The sequence below is a fragment of the Flavobacterium ginsenosidimutans genome, assembly GCF_003254625.1.
GTDB lineage: Bacteria > Bacteroidota > Bacteroidia > Flavobacteriales > Flavobacteriaceae > Flavobacterium > Flavobacterium ginsenosidimutans.
Genome location: NZ_QJRJ01000078.1, coordinates 296,061 through 317,827, shown reverse-complemented (window position 1 = coordinate 317,827; position 21,767 = coordinate 296,061). Strand labels below are relative to the sequence as shown.

Sequence of the window (21,767 nt, the reverse complement as noted above, 5' to 3'; positions counted from 1 at the left end):
ATGAAAACAAAGAAAATATTTTACACGGCTCTAATTATTGCATTGCCATTTGTTTGGACGAGCTGCAGCGACATTTTAGACGTTGAACCAAATGATGTAATTACAAAAGAGAATTTTTATCAGTCTGAATCTGATTTTCAGGCGGCAACAGGACCTTTATACAACAAAGTTTGGTTCGATTTTAATGATAAATTTTATTACGGATTAGGAGACGGACGCGCTGCAAATATGTATGCACCTTTCTCAGACTACGTTTATCCTTTTACAGATTTAACAGAAACGGGATTAACAGGGCCTTTGGTTTCGGCTTGGGGATCATTGTATAATGTGGTACAGCAATCAAATAACGTTATTATCGGAATATCTGGAAGTTCATTGAGTGATGCTGTTAAGAACAGGTATATTGCCGAAGCTCGTTTTATGAGAGGAACTGCTTATTGGTATTTAGCTTCTTTATGGGGAGATGTAATTATTTCGACAGATCCGAGAGAATTAGTTAAAAACCCAATTGTAAATAAAAATCCGCTAAAAGATGTTTTTGAATTCTCTATGCGTGATTTAGAATTTGCTGCAAAATATCTTCCAGAAACTGCTGGCCAAGCGGGACGTTTAACAAGATATAGCGCATTCGGAATGTTATCTCGTGTTTACTTATCATTTTCAGGTATAAGCGATAATCCAAACAGCGGAACACGTAGCCAAGAATATCTTGATTTAGCTAAAAAAGCGGCAGAAAAAGTAATGAGTTCTGGGCCATATAGCTTAATGGCAAATTATGAAGATTTATTCATGATTGACAATAACAACAATACAGAATCTCTGTTTGCTCTTCAATGGGTTCCAAACGGCGATTATGGAGTAATCAATACGCAGCAAGCTTATTTTGCATTAGGTTCTGATATTACAGGAGACGATGCAGCTTGGGGTTACTGGACAAGAGCTTCTTACAATGTTTTACAAGAATATGAATCAAAAGATCTTCGCCGTAGAGCAACTTGGATGGGAGATAATGACTTTTATCCAGAAATTAATAAAGCAAACGGTGGTTATACAGTAGATCACAGTGCTGATTTCCTTACAGTTAAAAAAGGAGTTGTAGGTTCTACAAAAGACAATTCTAAAATTTCTCGTATGAACTCTGCTTTGAATACTTATATGTTACGTCTAGCCGAAGTGTACTTAAATTATGCAGAAGCGGCTTTAGGAAACAACGCTTCAACTTCAGATGCAACAGCACTTATGGTTGTAAACAGACTTCGTACACGCGCAGGTTTAGACCCAAAAACAACTTTGACTTATGCTGATCTTATTCACGAAAGAAGAGTAGAATTATGCATGGAAGGACAATACTGGTATGATTTAGTTCGAAGAGCTTATTACAAACAGCAAGAAGTAATTAACTATGTAACAGGACAAAATAGAGGAATAATTACTCCAATCTTGTACGATTCTGCAACCAATACAGTTACGGTTGACGATACAAAAAGTACAAGCCCAAGAGCAATTGGTGTAATCGACGAAACAATTTTCACACTTCCTTATCCAGAATCTGAATTAGTTCAGAATCCTTTATTGAGAGAAAGTCCCGTTCCGTATCAGTTTACAGAAGAGAAAATTAAAGACTTATTCTAGTTCCAGAAATAAAAAACTAAAAAATATAAATATGAAATATATTTTAAATAAAAAGTATTGGGCGCCAATTGCAATTCTAAGCATGATGGTTTTCGGTATGCTGTTTACATCTTGCGACAATGAAGATTCAGAAGGTGGAGCAATTACGATAACGAAAGTATTTTTAGAAGATATAAATTCTTCTGTACCAGATAGAGAAGTTAGTTTTGCTCGTTTAGGGCAAACGCTGCGTATTGAAGGTTCTGGATTTTCAGGATTGAAAAAAGTATACATTAACGGATATTCAACTTATTTTAATGTTGTTTTTGTATCCGATAATTCGATGCTAGTAACTGTCTCAGCAGATACGCCTATTTTAGAAGCCGATCCATCAGTTAGAAATACAATTCGTTTTGCAAATAATTCACACGATTTTACATTCTCTTTTGAAATTCGTGCAGGACAGCCAGCTATTTCGGCTATTTCTAATACAATGCCAAATCCAGGCGAAACCATTACCGTAACAGGAACTGGATTGACAGAAGTAAGCAAAGTAGTTTTCCCAGGAAATGTAGAAGTAACATCAGGAATTACCTCAGATGAAGATGGTGAATCATTTACAGTTGTGGTTCCAAGCGGAATTTCAGATTTGGGAGGTTCAATATTTGCAGAAACTTCAAACGGAGGTGTTTACTCGCCAGCTTATTTCAATTTCAAAAAAGGATTATTATTGAATTTTGACGGACAAGGACAGCATGGATATTGGGGAACTTCAACCAGTATGATTCAGCCAGCAGATTTAGAATCAGCTGCAATTGGAACAGGAAATACTTCTCAAGGAAAATACGCACCTAATCGTCCAGCGAGAGTTGCTTCTTTTGATGCGGCTAAAAATCGTTGTTCGGAAGTTTGGACAGCAGGAAACGGAGTAGACAATTGGAGAGCACAATTAACGCCTTATATTCCGGCTACTACACCATTAGATAAAGTAGCATTCCAATTTGATATTTATGTTCCAGACACATGGAAAGATTCAGGTTTCTTAAAAATATGTATGATCAATAATTTCAACGGAGGAGAATGGGCTGGAGCTTGCTACAATTATGTTCCGTGGATTATAGATGGAAAATCTGTAGGAGTTAGCACAACAGGATGGACTACAGTTACAATTCCGTTAAACAAATTCTATGCATGGTCTAAAGAAGCATTCACTTTCGAAACTGTTTTAGCTTATCGCGAAGCGGCAACCTATCAAAACTTTGGTATTTACTTCGAAAATTCAGATGTAAAACTATCAAATGTAACAGGATCTGCAAGCGAAGTAGAATTTGCTTCAAAAGCAACTACGGTAAAAGTGTATACAGATAATTGGAGAATCGTGCCATTAGACACGCCAGTTTATAATGATTTCCCTAACTAAAAAATGACCAAAATGAAATATATAAAGATATTACCTGTAATTGCTTCATCATTGTTGTTATTCGCGTCTTGCGATGACAACTTGATGGAGTGGGGAAAAGACCCAGAACATGGAGAAATAACAGGAGCAGAACTTCCTCTGGAATTGGTTGAAAAAATCAGCCGATACGAACCATTAAAAAACTATTCTGATTTTAAGTTAGGAAACGGAATCGGAATTAGTTTATACATGAGCGATGCAACATATAGAAATATTGTCAATGAAAATTTTGATGAGGTTACGCCAGGTTACGAAATGAAACATGGTGCAATGGTAAACTCCAAAGGAGAAATCAATTTTGCAGATGTAGATGCTTTTATTGCCGCAACTAAAAGTGCTGGTTTATCGGTTTTCGGACATACTTTAATTTGGCATTCCAACCAAAATGCTAGTTATCTAAATGGTATTATTGCCCCAACAGTAATTCCAGGCTCAAGCGGAACAAATATTTTAGACTTAACCTCTATTAAAAATGGAACCTTTATTGGATGGGCTAGAAATAATCCAGGAAAAGGAATCACAACAGTTGCCAATTCAGGATTAACAAGCACTTCTAGCGCAATTCAATTACAGTCTAGTGCAAGTTCTTCAGCTGCATACAATCTTCAATTGACATCGCCAAATGTGCCAATTGTTGACGGACATAATTATGAGATTTCATTTTACATCAAATCAGATGTTGCGGGTAAAGGGCGTATTTCTTTCAACGGATCACTTACAAATCAATATCCGTACAAAGATTGGTTTAGTACTGGAGGAAGCTGGACAGAAGCTTTTGCAACAACTTCTTCTTGGCAACAAGTTAAAATAAAATTAGCTCCAGGCGATTTCAAAGCCGGAAGTACAAGTTTTCAATTTAATTTAGATTTAGGATATCTTCCAAATGTAACTTATCTAATTGATGCTAATACACTTGCAGTTGTCGATCTTGATGCTGCGACAGCGGTAACCAATTTGATAAGCAATGGTAATTTTAACTCAGGAATTACAGGATGGTCAAAATACAACGGAGCTTCAGATGCTTTAAGTCTTGCATCGGCAACAGACGCTTACGAAGGAAATGGAGCAATGAAAGTGATAAATGCAACAGATAATTCTGGAGGAGAATGGAAAACGCAGATTCATGGCGATTTTACATCAACTTTAACAGCAGGAAAAAGCTATACGATTTCATTCATGATTCGTTCAGAAGGTACAGGATCTGTTCGTTGTTCAACAACTGGCGGATCAGCGCAATATCAAGGAAATCAGGCAACTTCTGCAACTTGGAAATTAATTGAATGGAAAATAACTTCGGCTGGAACAGAAACAGGTTTCAACTTTGATTTAGGATTATTGGCAGGAACTTATTATATCGACAATGTTTTAATAACTGACGGTTCAACATCTGGCGGAGGCGCTACAGCTCCAGTTACAATTGAGAAAACCGATGCCGAGAAAACGAAAATTATTGAAGATGCCATGACCGATTGGATTTCAAAAATGATGACGCATTACAAAACAAGTGTTTTTGCATGGGATGTTGTAAACGAACCTATGAAAGAAGATGGAACGTTAAGAAATGGAACAGAAGGTGATACAGCATCAGATTATTTCTCATGGGTAAAATACTTAGGAAAAGATTACGCTGTAACAGCATTTAAACTGGCTCGCCAATACGGAAATTCTACAGATAAACTTTTCATCAACGATTATAACTTAGAATCTAGATTAGATAAATGTGAAGGATTAATCGACTATGTAAAATATATCGAAAGCAAAGGCGGAACAGTTGACGGAATTGGAACGCAAATGCACATTAGTTTAACAACAGACAAAGATCAAATTGTTCAGATGTTTCAAAAACTGGCAGCTTCAGGAAAATTGATTAAAATCTCGGAGTTGGACGTAAGATTAGGAACAAACGCTCCAACCGTTGCACAACAAGCTTCACAAGCTGAAATGTATCAGTATGTAATCGATATGTACAAAAAATACATTCCTGCGGCTCAGCAATATGGCATAACAATTTGGGGAGTTTCAGACAATTCAAAAGAACACGAATATTGGTTACCGGACGAATCGCCAAACCTTTGGGATGCAAATTATGTTCGTAAACATGCTTATAAAGGTACAGCAGATGGTCTTGCAGGTAAAGATGTAAGTAAAGACTTTTCTGGAGAGTTGGTTAAGTAGTAAGTTTTATTGTAATTTAATCCATAATATGAGCCTGTAAAAGGGTTTGTATTATGGATTATTTATTTTTTAATTTTTAAAAACAATTAGAATGTATAAGCCTTTTAAAAATATTGTTTTTACTCTTTTTGTTATTGCGACACAATTCGGGTTTTCTCAAGCAAAAATACCTCATTTACAGCAAAAAGGAAATAAAACGCAACTCATTGTTAACGAAAAACCTTTTATTATACGAGGAGGAGAATTAGGCAATTCTTCGGCAACCAGTATGGAAAGCATGGAAACCATCTGGCCGAAATTGACCGACATGAACCTCAACACAGTTTTAACGCCTATTTATTGGGAATTAATAGAACCGCAAGAAGGCAAATTTGATTTTTCTTTAGTTGATGATTTGATTATCCGTGCACGAAAAGAAAATCTAAAACTCGTTTTTCTATGGTTTGGATCATGGAAAAATAGTATGTCCAGCCATGCTCCAGAATGGATAAAATTAAATCAAAAGAAATATCCAAGAGTAAAAGATGATCAAAATAAAAGTCATGAAATTTTAACGCCTTTCGGCGAAAATAACCTTCAAGCCGATTTGAATGCGTTTAAAAAACTAATGACACACATAAAAGATTTCGATCAGAAAGACCAAACCGTTATCATGATTCAGGTTGAAAATGAAATCGGAATGTTGCCAACGGCTCGTGATTATCATCCTTTAGCGAATGCGACATTTCAAAAACCAGTTCCAGATGAATTGATCAAATATTTAGAAAAAAACAAACAAAATCTAGTTCCAGAATTTTTAGAGGTTTGGAAGAAAAACGGATTCAAAACCAAAGGAAACTGGGAAGAAATTTTCGGAAAAGGACTTCACACTGATGAAATTTTTATGGCTTGGTATTTTTCTAAATTTACTAATACTGTTGCAAAAGCAGGAAAAGACGTTTATCCAATTCCGATGTTTGTAAACGCAGCTTTAAACGCGCCAGAAAAAAAGCCTGGACAATATCCAAGTGCAGGTCCGTTACCTCATATTATGGATGTTTGGAAAGCAGCAGGAAATGCAATTGACTTTTTAGCGCCAGATTTCTATAATCCGTCATTCAAACAATGGAACGATTTATTTACGCGTCAAGGCGATCCATTATTTATTCCAGAACATCGTTTTGATGAAACAGCGCCGTTCAAAGGTTTATATGCAATTGGACATTATGAAGCAATTGGTTTTTCGCCATTTTCCATAGAATCCGTTGCAGATGCTAAGAAAGAACCTTTAGGCAAAATCTATGATTTAGTAAAGCAATTAACGCCTGTTATTGAAGCCAATAAAGGGCAAGGAAAAATCGATGGCGTTTTATTAGACAAAGAAAATAATACGCAAATCATCAAAATGGGCAATTACGAATTCACTTTCAAACACGACTATACCTTAAATTGGTCAGATGGAGCAAAAGCTGAGGTTTGGCCAATGTCGAGCGCTATTATTATTGAAATTGGAAAAGACGAATTTTATATTTCAGGTTCAGGAATTGTAGTAACTTTTAAGTCTTTAAAAGAGAATTTAAATGCAGGAATTCTAAAAACAGATCAAGGAAAATTTGAAAATGAAATTTGGAGAACCATAAGGCACTTTAACGGAGATCAAACGCATCAAGGCAGACATTTAAGAATCTCAGTTGGCGATTACGAAATCCAAAAAATAAAATTATATACTTACGAATAAGATTTTCCATCCTAACAGGTTTCCAAAGCCTGTTAGGTTTCAATTGAAAACCTGTATTTTTAATTTTAGAATGAAAAGTAATACCTAACAGGTTTTAGAAATCTGTTAGGATAATATGATTTTCTTACTGTAAAAAAACATATAAGAATGAAAAAAATAATACTAGCATTTCTAATAACTTTTAGCATCAATGCTCAAATAAAACTTCCAAGACTAATTAGCGATGGAATGGTTTTACAGCGCGATACCAAAATCAATATTTGGGGTTGGGCATCTCCGAAGGAAAAAATTGAACTTGATTTTAAAGGAAAGAAATACAACACGACAACCGCAGAAGACGGAAAATGGTCGATTCAGCTTCTATCGCAAAAAACAGGCGGACCGTATGAAATGACTTTAAAAGCATCAAATACAATTGTTTTAAAAAATATACTTTTTGGAGATGTTTGGTTATGTTCAGGTCAGTCAAATATGGAACTTTCTATGGATCGACTGAAAGACAAATATCAAGACATTATTGCGAAATCGGAAAATTCGAACATCAGACAATTTTTAGTTCCAGATGAATATTATTTCGAAAAAGAACGAAACGACTTTTCTTCAGGGTCATGGATTTCAGCAAATCCAATTAATGTTTTACAATTTACAGGCGTTGGATATTTCTTTGCCACAGAAATTTACGAAAAGTATAAAATCCCAATCGGATTAATCAACAGCGCTTTGGGCGGTTCTCCAGCAGAATCTTGGATTAGCAAAGAAAGCATTAAAAAATTCCCTGAATATTATCAGGAATTTCTAAAATTCAAAGACGGAAAACTTGAAAAACAAATCGACGAAAACGACCGAAAAGTAAATTCAGAATGGTACAAATTATTAAACAATACGGATCTCGGACTAAAAAATAAATGGTTAAATCCAACTGATATTTCTGATTGGAGAGAAATGCAAATTCCGGGTTATTGGGCAGATGGAGAACTTGGGAAAATTAATGGTTCGGTTTGGTTTAAAAAAGATTTTGTTTTAGAAAAAGTAAAAGAAAATCAGGCAAAATTAATTTTAGGAAGAATCGTCGATGCCGATTCGGTTTTTGTAAATGGACATTTTGTTGGAACAACTTCATATCAATATCCGCCGAGAATTTATTCTTTCAATGCTAATGTTTTAAAAGAAGGAAGAAATGAAATCACCGTTCGCGTAATCAATAATTCTGGAAAAGGAGGTTTTGTAGTTGATAAACCGTATGAATTAATTGTTGGAGACAAAACCATCGATTTAAAAGGAAATTGGAGATATAAATTAGGATCAAATATGCAGCCGCTTCCAGGACAGACTTTCGTAAGATGGAAACCAGTTGGATTGTATAACGCTATGATTGCTCCTTTGAAAAATTATTCAATAAAAGGTGTTTTATGGTATCAAGGTGAAGCCAATACCAAAAAGCCAGCTGAATATACGGCTTTAATGGAAACCTTAATTGCAAATTGGAGAACACAATGGAAACAGGAAAAACTGCCATTTTTATTGGTGCAATTACCCAATTTTATGGAATCAAAACCAGAACCATCCGAAAGCAATTGGGCAGTTTTGAGACAACAGCAAGCCAATGTTTTAAAAGTTTCAAATACGGGAATGGCAGTTGCGATTGATTTGGGCGAATGGAATGATATTCATCCATTAAACAAATATGATGTTGGACTACGATTGGCGCTTCAGGCAAGAAAATTGGTTTATGGCGAGAAAAATTTAATTGCCTCAGGGCCAATATTCGAATCGATGGAGCAAAAAAACGAACAGCTTATTTTAAGTTTTTCTTCTGTCGGAACTGGTTTAATGAATAAAGGAGGTAATACTTTATATAGTTTCGCAATCGCGGGACCAGACGGAAAATTTGTTTGGGCAAAAGCAAATATTGAAGGCGATAAAGTTATTGTTTGGAACAATGAAATTAAAAATCCAGTAAAAATGCGTTATGCTTGGGCAGATAATCCAGATAATGCTAATTTATACAATAAAGAGAATTTACCAGCTTCACCTTTTGAAGCAGAGTTGAAATAACTTTTATGAAATGAGAACTTTGACAAATTTTAAAACTTTGACAAAGCTGTATTTTAAGTTATTCCATCCAGTTTTGTCATTTCGAGGAACGAGAAATCGCACTAGAAGGTCGACAAAGATTTGAGCTTTTCTTTGCGGAACTACGAGTGCGATTTCTCGTTCCTCGAAATGACAAATTTTACGATAAATAGTTTACTTCAAATTCTCCATCAAAATTTTCAAAAAAGCCTTTACCGCTTTTTTCTCATACACTTCTTTCAGAGAAATAAGCATTGCAGTTCGCGTCATATTTTCTCCTTTTATTGGAATAGCGTACAAATCTTTTTCGTCCTCAATTGTAGTTTTTGTTAAAATTGTATGCCATTTTCCTGTTTTAATAAGTTCCAGTAAAGTTGGAATATCGTTTATTTCGATCGTAACTTTTGGGTGTAAATTACTTTTCTCAAAAGCTCTACTGATAAACTGAGTTGTGCTAAAACCGCCTGCAGGCATGGCAAGTGGCAACATACTTATTTCTTCCAGAGAAATTGTTTTTTTATTTTTTAAAGAAGTTTCAGAAGAGGTAACCAAAGCCATTGGCGAAGTAAACAATTCCAAATATTTGAAATGAGCTTCAGAAGCAATTTCTTCGAAAGTCAGAATCACATCGAGTTGAAAATGATTCAGTTTTTGTATTAATTCCTGCGAAGTTCCAAAAATGATTTCGAACTGAATTTTTGGATATTCAGAGCTAAATAAAATCAAAGCTTTTGTAACAACATGGCGTAAAGCGTATGTAACACCAATGGCAATTTTTCCTGTTTCGAGTTTATTTAAATCTTTTAATAATTGCAGTCCGTCAGAAGCTTTGTTGACCGATTGCTGTGCATAAACCGAAAATAATTCTCCAGCTTCTGTCAATGTAATTCGCTTTCCAATTCGGTTAAAAAGGGGAACCTGAAGTTCATCTTCCAATTGTTTAATTTGTTGTGATAAAGTGCTTTGACTGATATAAAGCGCAGCAGCAGCTTCAGTAAAATTCAGTAATTCTTTTGCTTTTAGAAAATATTTAAGCTGACGAAGTTCCATTTATAAATCGGTTTTATCGATTGATTATATCGAAAAATAAGGTTTTACAAATATAGAAATTCTTAAGAACTTTGTTTCGTTCTAAAAATTACAGAAGAATAAAATGAAAATAATTGCTTTACAAGAAGGAAATTACATTGCTAATTCTAAAAAAGAATTTCAGCTTTTGACAGAAGAAACAACTGAATCGGGTTTAAAAATGGCAATTCAGCCTTTTCTTGTTATTACAGAAAATGATATTATTTTATTAGATTTCGGGTTAGGATTTGTAAACAATGGAGTTCCATTTATTTATGAAATGCTAAGAAAAAATAATATCGAACCTCAACAGATTACGAAAGTTTTGGTTTCGCATTTACATAAAGATCATATTGAAGGAATTGGTTATTTCGAAAATGATCAATTCATTCAAAATTTCCCGAATGCAAAGATTTACATTCAAAAAAGAGAAATAGATTTTGCTTTACAGCAATTGCAAAATCCATCTTACGTTCCAGAAATATTAAATCAGCTTGAAAAATTACCTAATGTTGAATTGCTAAATGAAGACAACGGACAAATTACAGATGAAATTTTCTTTGAAGTTTCGGCCGGGCATACAAAGTTTCATCAAGTATTTTGGATTAAGGCTGATAACGAAATTGTATTTTATGGAGCTGATGATCTTCCGCAAAAAATATATTTGAAAATGCACGTTGCCTACAAAACAGATTTCGATGGAAAGCGAGCAATGGAATCAAGAAAAAAATGGGAGCAAGAAGCAAAAGAACAAAATTGGAAAGTGCTTTTGTACCATGATATGAAGACGCCAGTTTTGGAGTTTTGAGATTATAATAGAAGAATATGAAAGATAGAGAATTACCAGCTTTAATAATTTATGGATCATTGGCGCCAGGCGAATCCAATCATTCGGTTATGGATCCGATTAAGGGCGAATGGAAAAAAGCGATTATAAAAGGAAAACTTCAAGAAGGAGGGTGGGGTTCTTCTTTAGGATATAATGGTTTTATTCCGATGAATTCCAAAGAAGCTGAAATTATAAAAGCATACGTTTTATTTTCAGAAGATTTATCTGCAAATTGGGATTATCTAGACGAATTTGAAGGCGATGGCTATACTCGAATTCAAACCGAATATGAGCTGGAAAGCGGAGAAAAAGGAATTGGATTTATTTATGCTTTGAAAAGTATGTAAAATAGATAACTACTTATTGAATTTTTTTAAGTCGTCTTCAATAAGCCTAATTTTATCAGTATTATTTGCGCTTGAAATTAAAGAAGTAAAGTGATCACCTCTTTCAGGATCATTTATTCTAATTTCTGTTAATATATAATCGTCAAATTTTTTTTTGTTAAACATTGAAGAAAACAATTTACTTCTGTACTCCTGTGGTAAAAGCTTTTCTTTTCTATTAGTTCTCATTTTAATTGCTGACGTATCGCAGTAATAATAAAGAACAACATTGTGCTGATCTAAATAATTATTTATTATGCCAACAAAAATATTTAAAGTCTTAATGGAATTATATTCAATTTCACTATTCATTAATGTAATTGAAACATCAATTATTGGAATTCCGTAATCTATTCCGTTTGCAGAAAATTTGACAAAACTTACAAGATATTGATAACCTTCTTCAGTAGTAAAAGGAATCTCCTTATCTAACTCCAAGATTTAAAGTATTATTTAGACTTAGGGAAATAAATGTCTTTTTTAGCAATTAATTTTGCTTTGTTTTCTTCTTTTGAAGTACGAAGATTTCTAAAAAACTCTAATGTTTCTTTAGATGGTTTTGTAATATGTAATGACTGTGTTTTCATAATAGTGCAAAGATAATCATTATTTTGAAAACGACAAATTTTGATTATAGTGGTAAGTGTTTGCTTATTAGTGTTTTAGTTGTTTTAAAAGAAAGATTTTTATTACAATATCAACTAATTAGGCTTAGTCTGTATTTTTTTCTTTGAAAACATAAGAAACAAAACACTCTTCACTTTTTCTTCTAACGAAGAGCGCAAAATCGAAAATGCCTTTGTAATCTGAGCTTCAACAGTTTTGATAGAAACATCTAAATGTTCTGCGATTTCGATATTTGTTAAACCTTCTTTTTTGCTCAAAATAAAAACCTCTTTGCATTTTGGTGGTAAATTCTGAATCTCTTTATTTACGGCATTCAAAACCCTTTGGAAAGATTCAGAATCTTCTTCTTGAACAATTCCGTTTAAAGCATCGTGATATGATTTTTCGAGAGAAAACAAAGATTGATTTTTTCTATATAAATCGATAAACTCATTGTAAACCAATTTGTAAAGAAAACTTTTTAGAGAATGATCTGTTTTTAATCTTGTACGTTGTTCCCAAACTTTTATAAAGACATTCTGAACGATATCTTCGGCGCTGTAAACATTTTTCACCAAACTGTTGGCATACACGCAAAGTTTATGATGATACGTGTCGATAAGATAGGTGTAAGCGCTTTCATCTCCATTTTTTAGAGACTCAATTAGTGTAGTATTATCGCTGTAATCATCCATCTTCATAAAAACAAATATATAAATTAATAGTTTTTTAGGTCAAAAAGTGAACTGAATTTCATAAAAAGACCTGCTTTTTTGCCTTTCTATTTGAAAATTATTACAAATAAAAAAGGAATAAAATGCAAATATAAATCTTTTACTTTATAATTTCTACCAAATTAGTCGAGTTTTATTGAGAGAAAAGACTTGTGAAAAAGAAAAAAATCAGTAAAATGAAAAAAACTTTATCAAATTGTTAGGGTTTTGTTTTTTGGTTTCGTAATAATATCAAAAAACGACTAAAATGACAGTAAAAAAGTCAGAGAGACTAATTGTTAAATTTATCACAAATCAGGCTTCTCATGAAGAAATTGAGCAGCTTACCGAGTGGTTAAAAGAAGAAGAGAATCAAATTGTATTTAAGGATTTTGTAAAAACGAATTATGCAATTGATACTGCTTTGAACTCTTTTGATTCTTCTGAAGTTAGAAAACAGCTTTCAGAAAGAATTGAAAAGGAAAATAATGTTTTTACTAAAAGAAGATTTTCATCTTATTATAAATATGCGGCGATTTTGGTTGTGGCTCTTGGCGGATTTTATTTCTATAAAAATTCAAGTTCTGAACATGCTAGAAAAAATGTTATTGTACCAAGAGTAGATGAAATTGTTTTGCAATATGGTAATGGTTCTTCAGAAAACATTGATACTTCTGAAGAAAAAGAGGTAACAGATAAAGATGGAAATATTATTGGAAAACAAGAGAAAAATAGACTGGTTTATGATAAAGCTTTCGCTGAAGGAGAATTGGTTTACAATACTTTGAAAGTTCCTTACGGGAAGAAATTCGAAGTGCAACTATCAGACGGAACATTAGTGCATCTTAATTCAGGAACATCATTGCGATATCCAGTTCAGTTTGGCAAAAACAAAAACAGACAAGTGTATCTGAGTGGTGAAGCTTATTTTGAAGTGAGTAAAGACAAAGCGCATCCGTTTACGGTTAATTCACAGCAAGTTAATGTTGAGGTTTTAGGAACTAAGTTTAATGTAGATTCTTATGCTAATAATGCAAGCACAGATGTGGTATTGGTTGAAGGAAAAGTTTCGCTTTATAAAGATCAGAAAACAAATGATAATCAGGTGTTTTTGACACCAGGATTTAAAGCTTCCAATTTAAAAGGACAGACCACTTTTAAAACAGAACAAGTAAATACAGATTATTATACAGCTTGGGTAAAGGGAAGTTTGGTATTTAAAAATGCTTCTTTCGATGATATTATTAAAAAACTGGAACGCCAGTATAATGTGACTTTCATTAACCGAAATAAAACATTAGGAAGAGAAATTTTTAATGCCCGTTTTGATAATGAACCAATTGAAGTGGTTTTGAAATATTTCAGTGACAGTTATGAAATTGATTACATTATTAACCAAGACAAAATAACGATAAAGTAAATTATCAATTAACAATTTATAATTAACAATTAAAAAGACGCCTATGTAACAAAAATCCAAAAATGAATAGGATCGTTATAAAAAAACCGGAAAATGCGCCAACATTTCCCGGTAGAGTGTATGCGGTCAGTTAATTAACCAACCAACATTAAAAAAAACATTTTAAAAGTATGAAAAAACTCTTGAACAAAATCAGGTTTGATAAGCCTTTTTTGAAATTTGATTTGAAAATGAAATTGACCACATTATTTCTGCTAACTGCCTTAAGTATAATGCACGCCGGAACCAGTTATTCTCAAAAAACCAAGATTTCTTTTAATGTCAATAATATGACTGTTGCAAAAGTTATCGAAAGGATTGAATATACAACAGATTATAGATTTGTTTACAATGTAAGATCTGTCGACTTAACTAGAGTAATCGACGTAAATGCGAGTGACACTTCGATAGAAGTTGTGTTAGGCAAAATTTTTAATAATACCAGTACCGATTTTAAAGTGTCTGGTAACCATATTATTTTGATGCCAAAAAAGACTTCTTCTGAAGTTAAAAAACCAGTGGCAGATTTTATTGTAAAAGGAAGAGTCACAGATGAAAAAGGAATGCCTTTAGTAGGCGCAGCAGTTGCTGATAATGGTTCTGGAAGAGGTGTAAATACCGATTTTAATGGAGAATATCAGATTATTGCGGTAAGCAGCGAAACTACTTTGGCATATTCTTATTTAGGATATGTTAGACAAGAAATTAAAGTTGAAGGCAGAAGTGTTATCAACGTTGTTTTAAAAGAAGACGTCCTAGAATTGGAAGGACTTGTTTTGAAAACAGGTTACCAAGATATTTCCGAAGAAAAAGCAACAGGATCTTTCTCAAGTTTGAAAGCAGTAGATTTTAAAGAACAACGATTAAGCGGTTTAGATAAAATTTTAGAAGGACGTATTGTTGGATATCAAGATGGAAGAATTCGTGGTACAACTTCTATGAATACTAATGCTACAGCTCCTTTATATGTTATTGATGGTTTTCCTGTTGAAAATACTAGATTAACTCCTTATGCAACTATAGAAGAAAATCTTCCTAGTTTAAACTTAGAAGATATTGAAACAATTACGGTTTTAAAAGATGCTGCGGCTTCATCTATTTATGGTGCTCGCGCGGCAAATGGAGTTGTGGTAATTACAACTAAAAAAGCAAAAGCTGGAAAAACAAATATTTCGTTTTCAAGCAATTTAACCGTTACTCCTTATAGAAATTATACTGGAAACCTTACTGATTCTAATGATATTATTGGTTTAGAAAGAGGATGGGCAGATGGAAATCCGAATTTGAAAACTGCTAATGCAAGCACATATGCACAATCATTATTGAATAATGCGGTATATACAAGTTTAGGAATGCAGACTATTTTAAACGGTTATGCTGGAAATATTTCTCAAGCAGAAATGAACAGCCGTTTAGATCAGCTTGGTGGGCAAGGTTATAAATATTTTGATGATATTGCTAAATATGCAAAACGCGACCAATATTTTATGCAGCATAACCTTAGTTTAGGAAAAGCTACAGAAAATAATACTTTTAATGCTTCTTTGACTTATAAAAATAATCAGTTTGAAGATATTTATACTGAAAATGAATCGGTTGGGATTAATTTGAAAAATACAACTCAAATTAACAGCTGGCTGTCTTTAGATTTAGGAACTTATACGAATTTTGGAAAAGGAGATACACAAAGTTATTTTGCCTCACAACCTGATTTTACTTCAGGTCCAGGATATAAATATCAGCCATACAATCAATTGGTGAATAATGACGGAACTAATTTTGTTTCTACAGCTGCTTCTCGTTACAACAACTTTACGCTAAATTCTATGCAGACTTATGGTCTTTACAACATGGATATTACGCCAATGGATGAGTTTGGTAGAAATTTAGTTGAAAACAAAAGTTTCTTAAATAGGACTTTTGCTAAATTCAATGTAAAATTCAGTAAAGCATTTACATACAATGCAATGTTCCAATACGAATTTGCTTCAGATCGCGCTAGTCAATTATATGACAAAAATTCATATTATGTAAGAAGTAAAGTAAACGGAATGGTAACAATTGCCAATAACAAAGCCGTTTATAATTTGCCTTATGGAGACATTGTTAAAGAAACGAATCAGTTTTCTAATGCATATAATTTCCGTCAGCAGTTAAACTTCAATCAGACTTTTGCTGAAAAGCATGATTTTTCTGCTATTGCTGGTATGGAAATCCGTCATTCAAAACAAGAATATAACGATAACACGCGCTACGGTTACGATTCACAAACTTTAGGTTTTGCTCCAATAAATCAAGCTGATTTATTAAAAGTATACGGAACTGTTTTTGGCGGTTATATGTCGCAAAGCGAATTTTCATTAGAAAAAGAATTACAAAACCGTTACGTTTCAGTGTATGGAACAGGAGGTTATACTTACGATAGAAGATATACGCTTTCAGGAAGTATTCGTTGGGATCGTTCTAATCTTTGGGGAACAGACAGTAAATATCAAAATAAACCAACTTGGTCAACTGGAGCAGGATGGAATATTGATAAAGAATCATTTTTTGATGTTGATTGGGTAGACGGACTTAAACTTCGTGCTTCTTATGGTATCGGAGGAAATGTTGCTAAAGATTCTGCGCCATATTTAACAGCATATTACAATTCTAACTCAAATGTTGGAGGAAATCAAGGAACAGTAAGTAAGCGACCAAACCCTGAATTATCTTGGGAAAAAACAACTACAACAGATATTGGTTTAGACTTTTCATTCTTCAAAAGTAGATTAAGCGGAACTTTTGATGTGTATAGAAAAAAAGGACAAGATTTATTAGCGAGCAGTCAAGGAATTCCAACAGAAGGATGGGGTTATTCTACTTACACGCTTAACAACGGAGCAATGACCAATAAAGGTGTCGAAGTAACTTTGAGAGGAACTATTGTAAAAACACCTTCATTCTCTTGGGATGCAGCAGTTTTATATGCTTACAACAAAAACGTGGTGGATTACGTAAACGTAACAGCTCCAGTTTATTACCTTCAGTTAGATTACCCACAGGCTTTTCCAAGAGTTGGAACAAGTTTTAACTCTATTTATGGTTACAAATGGGCTGGATTAAGCAGCACAGGAATTCCTCAAGTTTATGATGCTTCAGGAACTGCAGTAAAATACAATCCGGGACAAATTGATGCTATCAAAGATTATGGCTCAACAGTTCCTACGCAAAGCGGATCTTTCCATACTTCGGCTAATTATAAAAACTTCTCACTTTCGGCACTTTTCATTTACGAGTTAGGACATAAAATAAGAAATACTTTCTTGCCAATGCTGAATAATACTTATAATAGTGCAGCAGGAGGTTACATAACCAATATTTCTGTAGTAAACAATCATATTGCAGATCGTTGGATGCAGCCTGGAGATGAAGCTTTCACAAATGTTCCAAGAGCAGTTTACGAGTATGATCCAGAATTTAGTTCAGATTCTCGTACTATTTATTCGTATGCAGATATTAATATTCTAGATGCATCAAATGTGAGATTAAGCAACATTTCGCTGTCTTACCAAATGCCAAAAGACATTATTAAGAGAGTAAAATTAGATGGCGTACGTTTCAATTTAAATGCAGAAAACGTATACACTTTTGCAAAAAGCAGAGATGCTAAATATTTGCTAGGCGGTTTCCAATCTCCAAGCTTTGTTATGGGCGTAAATGTTAATTTCTAATTTATAAAGACTAGACGATGAAAAATATATATATAAAGATAGCGTGCTTCTTAGCTTTAGGATTGACTTTTGCCTCTTGCGAAGATTATTTGAGTGATATCCCTAAAGGATCAAAAACACCAACAACATTAGCTGATTATGAAGCTTTTCTACGCGACGAGTATACTAACCACAGAGTTGATATTACTGGCGCTTCACAATTATTAAATGACCAATATGTAACGGTTGCATCTTTAGCAAATAATAGATTGTATAATGCACTATATATGTGGGATGAAAGTGCTGACCGAATTGCCTTGAAAGTATCAGATGAAACAATGTATTATTCAAGCTATGCGGGAATTTCGACTTTTAATTTAATTATCGAAAATGCATTAAATACCACGCAAGCAACTGATGACGAAAAAAGAGTAGTGTGGGCAGAAGCAAAAATATTGCGTGCCATGAATTACTATAATCTGGTTAATTTTTATGCAGATACTTATGTAGCGTCTACAGCTTCAACAAAATTATCAGTTCCGTTAATTACTAGTGCCAATATTAATGCGCCAAGTAAGCAAGTAACGATTCAAGAAATGTATGATTTTATCTTGAATGATGTTAAAGAAGCTTTACCGTATTTGCTAAAAGTTTCGCAAACTGCTTTGCATCCAAATTTAGGTGCAGGTTATGCATTTTATTCAAGAGTTTATCTTCAAATGAATAACTATACAGAAGCTTTAAAATATGCAGATTTAGCATTGGCTGAAAACAATCAATTGTATGATTGGATTGGATATTACAATGCAAATAAAACGATTATAGATCTTCCAAATTCGTATACGACGACAACATCTCCAATGGGATATAATTATGTAGAAAACTACACGTATCGTCATGGTACTTATTCTAGTTTAACAACAGAAAATAGTATTCCTGTTGAGCGTGCACAACGTTTTGAAGCTGGAGATGCGCGTTTTATTTCACGTTGGAAACTTTATACTGTTGGTGCCGAAACGTATTACAGAAGAACTTTGTCTGGTGCTTTTAATTTTGGAGGAATCACAACGGTTGAGGTTTATTTGATTAAAGCAGAATGTCTGGCACGTGCAGGACAAATCAGTGAAGCATTAAATGTTTTGAATACAGTTCGTAAAACTCGTATTCTTCCTGCTTCTTATCAAGATATTTCGACTGCAGATAAAACAACAGCTTTGAAAGCTATTTTCAGAACAAAAAACAATGAACTTACTAACACGCTGATTCCTTTTGCAGACGCACGCCGTTTAAATGCAGAAGGCGTTTACACAGTTAGTTTTACAAAAGTAGCAAACGGAACTACTTACACGTTATCTTCAGATTCTCATTTATGGACAATGCCATTTCCACAAGGTGCTACAGCAAACCCAGGAAACGGAACAATAACACAAAATGTAGACAAATAATAATGGAAAAGCTTCCTGATTAGATTTTCCCGAAAGGGAAGCTTTTTTCTAAAATATCAATCAAAAATGAAAGCAATTAAATCTAAAATATTAGGCTTGTGCATTTGCTTGTTTATGGTTTCATTAAACATTCAGGCGCAAAAGAAAAAAACAGCGCCAGCGACGGTTTCTTCTTATACAATTGAAGGAAACATCACTGGTTTAGCAGATGGAACAGCTGTAAAACTAGTTCCAGGCGCTACGCATTCTTCTGAACTGCCAGTTGCTGAAACAACATTAAAAGACGGGAAATTTACTTTCGAAGGAAAACTAAAAGAACCTCGTTTTTTCTATGTTGTCTTTGGTAAAAGCAAAGGAAATATTTCTGTAATGGTCGAAAATTCAAAAATAAAAATTACAGCGACTGGCAAAGTTTCAGATAAAGAAGGCGAATGGATTTCTTTTAAAGATGTAGTAATTACTGGTTCTAAATCTCACGATTATTATGTTCAAGAAACGGCATTTAAAGAAGAATTGAATAAAGATTACGAAGCATATCACGTTGGAATTAACGAACTAAGTAATTTAGCTGGAAAAGCAAAAAAAGAAAACAACAAAAAACTATTGGATTCTGTTTATAGCACGGCTCAATGGAAAAAATTTGAAGCAGAAGAAAAAGCGTTTTTCACGAAAGTAGAATTGTTGTCAAAAAATTTGATTGAAAAACATAAAACCAATTGGTGGGGACCATTTTTTATGATGACTTCATACAGTTATTTTACTCCAGAGCAAAAGCCAATTTATGAGCAGTTTTCAGAAGCTGCGAAGAAAAGTTACTACGGTCAAATTCTAGATAAAGATTTGAATCCGAAATCTTTAGTGGGAACAAGTATTGCCAACTTTGGGTTAAAAGATAAAGATGGAAAAACTTTCAATGCGAAAGACATCGTTGCAGGGAAAAAATATATTTTGGTTGATTTTTGGGCATCTTGGTGCGGTCCATGCCGAAAAGAAATTCCGAACTTAAAAACAGCTTACGCTGAATATTCGAATAAAGGATTTGAGATTTTAAGTGTTTCAATCGATAAAGACGAAAAAGCTTGGCAGAAAGCATTAGTACAAGAAAATATGCAATGGCACAATCTTCTAGACGATGATAAAGTGAGCAAAGCATTTAATGTAAAAGCAATTCCAGCAACTTATTTAGTAGACGGTAAAGGTGTAATTATCGGAGAAAACTTAAGAGGTGCAGAATTGGAAGCAAAACTGAAGGAACTTTTGAAATCTTAGTTTTTTTAGTCGCAGTTTTCAGTCTCAGTCTCAGTTGATAACTGAAAATTGCGATTGAAAACTCAAAAAAAATCGCAATCTAACAAACAAAAAATATAACATGAAAAGTACAATTTTAAAATCAGGTTTACTGGCCTTAGCCCTTGCGACGGCAGTAACTTCTTGTGCAAAAAAAGAAGGATATACAATCAACGGAACAATTGCTGGATTAGATAAAGGAACAGTATATTTGGAATATGCAGATGAAAAAGGCGATAAAAAAATCATCGATTCTGCTGAAGTAAAAGAAGGTGCTTTTACTTTTAATGGAAAAACGGGAGAGCCTTTATTTCATACTTTAAAAATAAAAGGACAAGAATACGGAGCATATTTTCTTTTAGATAATGAAGATATTACTATTGAAGCAAAAAAAGATTCAGTTTTTAAAGCTAAAGTAACTGGAGCTACTCAAAACGGATTCTACAAATCATACTACGATAACGAATTTAAAAAAATACAAGCAGTTGCGGGACCAATTTATAAATTATCTGATTCGCTGACACAAAGCGGAAAAGTAAAATTGACTCCAGAACAACAAACCTTGATGGATAAAAAATGGAAAGATCTTGGCGCTTTCGCGGATGATCTAACAGATAAATTCATCAGAAAAAATAAAGACAATCTAGGAGGAGCTTTAGTAATCGAAGATCGAATTGTGTCTTACGGAACTCCTGAAAAAGTAAAAGAATATTACGGAATTTTATCTCCAGAAATTCAAAAATCATTCTACGGAAAAAAATTAAAAGCTTCTATTGATCTTAACGAAAAAACAGCAATTGGCGTTGCAGCTCCTGAATTTTCGCAAACTGATGTAAACGGAAAAGTAGTGAAATTATCAGATTACAAAGGGAAATATGTTTTAGTAGATTTCTGGGCAAGCTGGTGCGGACCATGTCGAAAAGAAAATCCAAATGTTGTTGTGGCTTACAAAACCTATCACGACAAAGGATTTGATGTTTTGGGAGTTTCTTTAGACGATAAAAAGAATCTTTGGGAAAAAGCAATCGAAAAAGACGGCCTAACTTGGACTCATGTTTCGGATTTAAAAGGATGGCAAAATGAAGCAGCTGTTTTATATGGTGTAAAAATGGTTCCAACAAATTACTTAATTGGACCTGATGGGAAAATAGTAGCTAAAAATCTTAGAGAAGCTGAATTGCAATCTAAATTAAAGGAAATTTTCAGCAAATCGTAAATTTTTAGTTTTCAGTCGCAGTTTTCAGTCT

General features: G+C 33.6%; 16 protein-coding genes. 12 read left to right on the top strand and 4 right to left on the bottom strand.

Annotated features, from left to right (window positions below):
* From DM444_RS14625 to DM444_RS14605, 5 genes are all read left to right on the top strand, one after another.
* Positions 1–1,632: a RagB/SusD family nutrient uptake outer membrane protein gene (locus DM444_RS14625; RefSeq protein WP_111287967.1), complete on the top strand. Its 1,632-nt coding sequence runs from the start codon at positions 1–3 to the stop codon at positions 1,630–1,632.
* Between the two features lie 31 nt (positions 1,633–1,663).
* Entirely contained in the window at positions 1,664–3,031 is a 1,368-nt protein-coding gene (locus DM444_RS14620) for a glycan-binding surface protein (RefSeq protein WP_111287902.1), read from the top strand.
* Positions 3,032–3,043: 12 nt separating this feature from the next.
* Positions 3,044–5,245 (top strand): endo-1,4-beta-xylanase, encoded by a 2,202-nt coding sequence (locus DM444_RS14615; RefSeq protein ID WP_111287964.1) that lies wholly within the window; start codon positions 3,044–3,046, stop codon positions 5,243–5,245.
* 91 nt (positions 5,246–5,336) lie between these two features.
* Positions 5,337–6,962 (top strand): GH35 family beta-galactosidase, encoded by a 1,626-nt coding sequence (locus DM444_RS14610; RefSeq protein WP_111287900.1) that lies wholly within the window; start codon positions 5,337–5,339, stop codon positions 6,960–6,962.
* A gap of 147 nt (positions 6,963–7,109) precedes the next feature.
* Positions 7,110–9,017, top strand: coding sequence for a sialate O-acetylesterase (locus DM444_RS14605; protein ID WP_111287898.1), 1,908 nt, complete (start codon positions 7,110–7,112; stop codon positions 9,015–9,017).
* Between the two features lie 192 nt (positions 9,018–9,209).
* Here DM444_RS14605 and DM444_RS14600 read toward each other — a convergent pair whose 3' ends face one another.
* Positions 9,210–10,085 (bottom strand): LysR substrate-binding domain-containing protein, encoded by an 876-nt coding sequence (locus DM444_RS14600; RefSeq protein WP_111287896.1) that lies wholly within the window; start codon positions 10,083–10,085, stop codon positions 9,210–9,212.
* Positions 10,086–10,188: 103 nt separating this feature from the next.
* Here DM444_RS14600 and DM444_RS14595 point away from each other — a divergent pair, with 103 nt between their 5' ends.
* A complete protein-coding gene (locus DM444_RS14595) occupies positions 10,189–10,911 on the top strand; it encodes an MBL fold metallo-hydrolase (RefSeq protein WP_111287894.1) in 723 nt (240 codons plus the stop codon).
* Between the two features lie 17 nt (positions 10,912–10,928).
* A complete protein-coding gene (locus DM444_RS14590; RefSeq protein ID WP_111287892.1) occupies positions 10,929–11,279 on the top strand; it encodes a gamma-glutamylcyclotransferase family protein in 351 nt (116 codons plus the stop codon).
* Between the two features lie 9 nt (positions 11,280–11,288).
* On the opposite strand, the gene DM444_RS14585 is transcribed toward DM444_RS14590, so the two are convergent.
* From DM444_RS14585 to DM444_RS14580, 3 genes are all read right to left on the bottom strand, one after another.
* Positions 11,289–11,756: a hypothetical protein gene (locus DM444_RS14585; RefSeq protein ID WP_111287890.1), complete on the bottom strand. Its 468-nt coding sequence runs from the start codon at positions 11,754–11,756 to the stop codon at positions 11,289–11,291.
* Between the two features lie 11 nt (positions 11,757–11,767).
* On the bottom strand, positions 11,768–11,905 hold the full coding sequence (locus tag DM444_RS23660; RefSeq protein ID WP_162614979.1) for a hypothetical protein: 138 nt from the start codon (positions 11,903–11,905) through the stop codon (positions 11,768–11,770).
* A 114-nt stretch (positions 11,906–12,019) separates the two neighbouring features.
* Complete coding sequence (locus DM444_RS14580) at positions 12,020–12,625, bottom strand: RNA polymerase sigma factor (RefSeq protein ID WP_111287888.1); 606 nt, start codon at positions 12,623–12,625, stop codon at positions 12,020–12,022.
* A 280-nt stretch (positions 12,626–12,905) separates the two neighbouring features.
* Here DM444_RS14580 and DM444_RS14575 point away from each other — a divergent pair, with 280 nt between their 5' ends.
* From DM444_RS14575 to DM444_RS14555, 5 genes are all read left to right on the top strand, one after another.
* The gene (locus DM444_RS14575) at positions 12,906–14,057 is read left to right on the top strand and encodes a FecR family protein (RefSeq protein ID WP_111287886.1); all 1,152 of its coding nucleotides are present in this window, start codon (positions 12,906–12,908) and stop codon (positions 14,055–14,057) included.
* A 170-nt stretch (positions 14,058–14,227) separates the two neighbouring features.
* Positions 14,228–17,809, top strand: a complete 3,582-nt coding sequence (locus DM444_RS14570; protein ID WP_111287884.1) for a SusC/RagA family TonB-linked outer membrane protein — start codon at positions 14,228–14,230, stop codon at positions 17,807–17,809.
* Between the two features lie 17 nt (positions 17,810–17,826).
* The gene (locus DM444_RS14565) at positions 17,827–19,233 is read left to right on the top strand and encodes a RagB/SusD family nutrient uptake outer membrane protein (RefSeq protein ID WP_111287882.1); all 1,407 of its coding nucleotides are present in this window, start codon (positions 17,827–17,829) and stop codon (positions 19,231–19,233) included.
* Between the two features lie 66 nt (positions 19,234–19,299).
* Positions 19,300–20,502, top strand: a complete 1,203-nt coding sequence (locus tag DM444_RS14560; protein ID WP_111287880.1) for a TlpA disulfide reductase family protein — start codon at positions 19,300–19,302, stop codon at positions 20,500–20,502.
* A 100-nt stretch (positions 20,503–20,602) separates the two neighbouring features.
* Entirely contained in the window at positions 20,603–21,736 is a 1,134-nt protein-coding gene (locus DM444_RS14555; protein WP_111287878.1) for a TlpA disulfide reductase family protein, read from the top strand.
* Positions 21,737–21,767: the final 31 nt, after the last annotated feature.